Annotated in this window: 1 tRNA gene and 3 rRNA genes; all 4 read left to right on the top strand. The window is 47.1% G+C overall.

The window, feature by feature from the left end:
* Positions 1 to 312 precede the first annotated feature (312 nt).
* The 4 genes from ACYQ21_RS14585 (at position 313) to rrf (ending at position 5,482) form a co-directional block, all read left to right on the top strand.
* A 16S ribosomal RNA gene (locus ACYQ21_RS14585) occupies positions 313 to 1,868 on the top strand.
* 117 nt (positions 1,869 to 1,985) lie between these two features.
* Positions 1,986 to 2,058: transfer RNA gene (locus tag ACYQ21_RS14580), tRNA-Ala, on the top strand.
* 274 nt (positions 2,059 to 2,332) lie between these two features.
* Positions 2,333 to 5,237 (top strand): 23S ribosomal RNA (locus tag ACYQ21_RS14575).
* Between the two features lie 129 nt (positions 5,238 to 5,366).
* Positions 5,367 to 5,482 (top strand): 5S ribosomal RNA (gene rrf, locus ACYQ21_RS14570).
* The 16S, 23S and 5S rRNA genes sit together here with 1 tRNA gene alongside, the layout of an rRNA operon.
* Positions 5,483 to 5,487 lie beyond the last annotated feature (5 nt).

The raw sequence follows: 5,487 nt of genomic DNA, 5'->3' as shown, positions 1-5,487 counted from the left end.
AAAAGTAGTTGACATGAACCAGTAGATTTGATAGTATAATAAAGTACTCAAAACGAGGTCACGAATGATTGGAAAGAAATAAAAAAACTTTTCAAAAAAGTGTTGACAAGTTAGTGAAGTTTTGGTAGAATTAAATAGTTGTCTCGCAAGAAGCGCTGAGACAAAAGTAGACCTTTGAAAACTGAATAAAACAGAAACGAACCAAGTACAGAGGTTGTCTAGCAATAGACAACAAACTGTCAATTCGACAATAAATCGTTCAGAAATGAACGGACAAAAAACAAAAGCTGGAACATAGTAATATGTTCTCATTTAAATGAGAGTTTGATCCTGGCTCAGGACGAACGCTGGCGGCGTGCCTAATACATGCAAGTTGAACGCAATAAAGACACCAGAGCTTGCTCTACCGTCTTTATTGAGTAGCGAACGGGTGAGTAACGCGTGGGTAACCTGCCTTTCAGCGGGGGATAACTATTGGAAACGATAGCTAATACCGCATAACAATGGAAATTGCATAATTTCCATTTGAAAGTGCCAATTGGTACACTGAGAGATGGACCTGCGTTGTATTAGCTAGTTGGTAGTGTAATGGACTACCAAGGCGATGATACATAGCCGACCTGAGAGGGTGATCGGCCACATTGGGACTGAGACACGGCCCAAACTCCTACGGGAGGCAGCAGTAGGGAATCTTCGGCAATGGACGAAAGTCTGACCGAGCAACGCCGCGTGAGTGAAGAAGGTTTTCGGATCGTAAAACTCTGTTGTTAGAGAAGAACGTTGATTAGAGTGGAAAATTAATCAAGTGACGGTATCTAACCAGAAAGGGACGGCTAACTACGTGCCAGCAGCCGCGGTAATACGTAGGTCCCGAGCGTTGTCCGGATTTATTGGGCGTAAAGCGAGCGCAGGTGGTTTAATAAGTCTGATGTAAAAGGCAGTGGCTCAACCATTGTGTGCATTGGAAACTGTTAGACTTGAGTGCAGTAGAGGAGAGTGGAATTCCATGTGTAGCGGTGAAATGCGTAGATATATGGAGGAACACCGGTGGCGAAAGCGGCTCTCTGGACTGTGACTGACACTGAGGCTCGAAAGCGTGGGTAGCAAACAGGATTAGATACCCTGGTAGTCCACGCCGTAAACGATGAGTGCTAGTTGTTTGGGGCTATCCAGCCCTAAGTGACGCAGCAAACGCATTAAGCACTCCGCCTGGGGAGTACGACCGCAAGGTTGAAACTCAAAGGAATTGACGGGGGCCCGCACAAGCGGTGGAGCATGTGGTTTAATTCGAAGCAACGCGAAGAACCTTACCAGGTCTTGACATCCCTATGACCGTCTTAGAGATAAGATTTCCCTTCGGGGCATAGGTGACAGGTGGTGCATGGTTGTCGTCAGCTCGTGTCGTGAGATGTTGGGTTAAGTCCCGCAACGAGCGCAACCCTTATTGTTAGTTGCCATCATTCAGTTGGGCACTCTAGCGAGACTGCCGGTAATAAACCGGAGGAAGGTGGGGATGACGTCAAATCATCATGCCCCTTATGACCTGGGCTACACACGTGCTACAATGGTTGGTACAACGAGTCGCAAGCTGGTGACAGCAAGCTAATCTCTTAAAGCCAATCTCAGTTCGGATTGTAGGCTGCAACTCGCCTACATGAAGTCGGAATCGCTAGTAATCGCGGATCAGCACGCCGCGGTGAATACGTTCCCGGGCCTTGTACACACCGCCCGTCACACCACGAGAGTTTGTAATACCCAAAGCCGGTGAGCTAACCTTTTGGAGGCAGCCGTCTAAGGTAGGATAGATGATTGGGGTGAAGTCGTAACAAGGTAGCCGTATCGGAAGGTGCGGCTGGATCACCTCCTTTCTAAGGAAAAATGTTTGCTTAGGCAAAACATGGATAACTGTGTTTGGGGAAATTCTGTTTTATTTAGTTTTGAGAGGTTTATACCTAAAACTGTAAAAATCTTCTCTAACAGAAGAAGGGGCCTTAGCTCAGCTGGGAGAGCGCCTGCTTTGCACGCAGGAGGTCAGCGGTTCGATCCCGCTAGGCTCCATTTTTCGTCCGATACCATCGTTGACTATCGACTTACAACCCCAAGGTTGCTTCGTCTCAGTCGCCTCGGTCTCGAACGAAAAAAAAGATAATTTAACGATTATCTTGTCAACGAAGACATTAAAATAGACGATTTGATCATTGAAAACTGAATAACAATTTCTAAAATAACAAGAAATAAACCGAGAAGTGACATAGTAATATGTTACCTCAAAAAAAGCGTGAGTCGCAAGACTCAATACTTATTACCAGATACTTAAATGTATCGATTTAAAGGTTAAGTTAATAAGGGCGCACGGTGGATGCCTTGGCACTAGAAGGCGATGAAGGACGTGACTAACTACGAAATTCTGCGGGGAGCTGTAAGTAAGCATTGATCCGCAGGTGTCCGAATGGGGGAACCCAGTAGCTAATGGCTACTACTGTTTGTGTGAATACATAGCACTTACAGGGCAAGACGTTGTGAACTGAAACATCTAAGTAGCAACAGGAAGAGAAAGCAAACGCGATTTCCTTAGTAGCGGCGAGCGAAACGGAAGAAGGGCAAACCAATAGATTTATCTGTTGGGGTTGTAGGACTGCAATGTGGACTTATATTTTATAGACGAATTACCTGGGAAGGTAAGCTAAAGAGAGTAATAGCCTCGTAGTTGAAATAGCATATATACCTAGCAGTATCCTGAGTACGGCGAGACACGAGAAATCTCGTCGGAATCTGGGAGGACCATCTCCCAACCCTAAATACTCTCTAGTGACCGATAGTGAACAAGTACCGTGAGGGAAAGGTGAAAAGAACCCCGTGAGGGGAGTGAAATAGCACCTGAAACCGTGTGCCTACAACAAGTTCGAGCCCGTTAATGGGTGAGAGCGTGCCTTTTGTAGAATGAACCGGCGAGTTAAGTTATGATGCGAGGTTAAGATGAAGAGTCGGAGCCGTAGCGAAAGCGAGTCTTAATAGGGCGCCATAGTATCATGATTTAGACCCGAAACCATGTGACCTATCCATGAGCAGGGTGAAGGTGCGGTAAGACGCACTGGAGGCCCGAACCAGGACACGTTGAAAAGTGTTTGGATGACTTGTGGATAGCGGAGAAATTCCAAACGAACTTGGAGATAGCTGGTTCTCTCCGAAATAGCTTTAGGGCTAGCGTCCAACTTGAATGTCATGGAGGTAGAGCACTGTTTGGGTGAGGGGTCCATCCCGGATTACCAATCTCAGATAAACTCCGAATGCCATCGACATGCGTTGGGCAGTCAGACTGTGAGTGCTAAGATCCATAGTCGAAAGGGAAACAGCCCAGACCATCAGCTAAGGTCCCAAAATATATGTTAAGTGGAAAAGGATGTGGGATTGCACAGACAACTAGGATGTTAGCTCAGAAGCAGCTATCATTTAAAGAGTGCGTAATAGCTCACTAGTCGAGTGATCCTGCGCCGAAAATGTACCGGGGCTAAAACATATTACCGAAGCTATGGAATTAAATTTATTTAATTGGTAGGAGAGCGTTCTTATCAGCGAAGAAGGTATACCGTGAGGAGTGCTGGAGCGATAAGAAGTGAGAATGCCGGTATGAGTAGCGCAAGACAGGTGAGAATCCTGTCCACCGTAAGACTAAGGTTTCCAGGGGAAGGCTCGTCCGCCCTGGGTTAGTCGGGACCTAAGGAGAGGCCGAATGGCGTATCCGATGGACAACAGGTTGATATTCCTGTACTAGGTTATATAGTGATTGGAGGGACGCAGTAGGCTAAGATTTGCCAGTTAATGGATTCTGGTCTAAGCAGTGAGGTTTGGTATGAGTCAAATGCTTGTACCTCTAAGATTGAGCTGTGATGGGGAAGCACTTTCGAGTGCGAAGTATCTGATGTCACACTGCCAAGAAAATCTTCTAGCGTTTAATTATAACCTACCCGTACCGCAAACCGACACAGGTAGTCGAGGCGAGTAGCCTCAGGTGAGCGAGAGAACTCTCGTTAAGGAACTCGGCAAAATGACCCCGTAACTTCGGGAGAAGGGGTGCTCTATTATATAGAGCCGCAGTGAATAGGCCCAAGCGACTGTTTATCAAAAACACAGCTCTCTGCTAAATCGTAAGATGATGTATAGGGGGTGACGCCTGCCCGGTGCTGGAAGGTTAAGAGGAGTGCTTAGCGTAAGCGAAGGTATGAATTGAAGCCCCAGTAAACGGCGGCCGTAACTATAACGGTCCTAAGGTAGCGAAATTCCTTGTCGGGTAAGTTCCGACCCGCACGAAAGGCGTAACGATTTGGGCACTGTCTCAACGAGAGACTCGGTGAAATTTTAGTACCTGTGAAGATGCAGGTTACCCGCGACAGGACGGAAAGACCCCATGGAGCTTTACTGCAAGTTGATATTGAGTATCTGTTGCACATGTACAGGATAGGTAGGAGCCGATGAACTGAGGACGCTAGTTTTCAGTGAGGCGTTGTTGGGATACTACCCTTGTGTAATGGCTACTCTAACCCGCACGCCTAATCGGCGTGGGAGACAGTGTCTGCTGGGCAGTTTGACTGGGGCGGTCGCCTCCTAAAGAGTAACGGAGGCGCTCAAAGTTTCCCTCAGCATGGTTGGAAATCATGCGTAGAGTGTAAAGGTATAAGGGAGATTGACTGCGAGACTTACAAGTCGAGCAGGTACGAAAGTAGGACTTAGTGATCCGGTGGTACCGCATGGAAGGGCCATCGCTCAACGGATAAAAGCTACCCTGGGGATAACAGGCTTATCTCCCCCAAGAGTTCACATCGACGGGGAGGTTTGGCACCTCGATGTCGGCTCGTCGCATCCTGGGGCTGTAGTCGGTCCCAAGGGTTGGGCTGTTCGCCCATTAAAGCGGCACGCGAGCTGGGTTCAGAACGTCGTGAGACAGTTCGGTCCCTATCCGTCGCGGGCGTAGGAAATTTGAGAGGATCTGCCCTTAGTACGAGAGGACCGGGGTGGACTTACCGCTGGTGTACCAGTTGTCTTGCCAAAGGCATCGCTGGGTAGCTATGTAGGGAGAGGATAAACGCTGAAAGCATCTAAGTGTGAAACCAACCTCAAGATGAGATTTCCCATTCTTTATGAATTAAGAGCCCTGAGAGATGATCAGGTAGATAGGCTAGAAGTGGAAGGGTAGTGATACTTGGAGCGGACTAGTACTAATAGCTCGAGGACTTTACCTAATTAATGATACTGAAGACGATAGTCTGAAGTTCAAAATTAAAGTAAGCTTTGAAGGTTTAAGCAAGTTATATTAGAAAATAGTTATTCAGTTTTGAGTGTTCGAATCACAGATTTGATATTCAAACCAGTTTGGTGCTTATTGCATGAGAGATACACCTGTTCCCATGTCGAACACAGCAGTTAAGTCTCATTACGCCGGAAGTAGTTGGGGGTTGCCCCCTGTGAGATATGGTCGGTGCCAAGCGAATT

It is taken from the genome of Pseudolactococcus yaeyamensis, from assembly GCF_054658615.1.
This window is presented reverse-complemented; position numbering and strand designations above follow the sequence as displayed.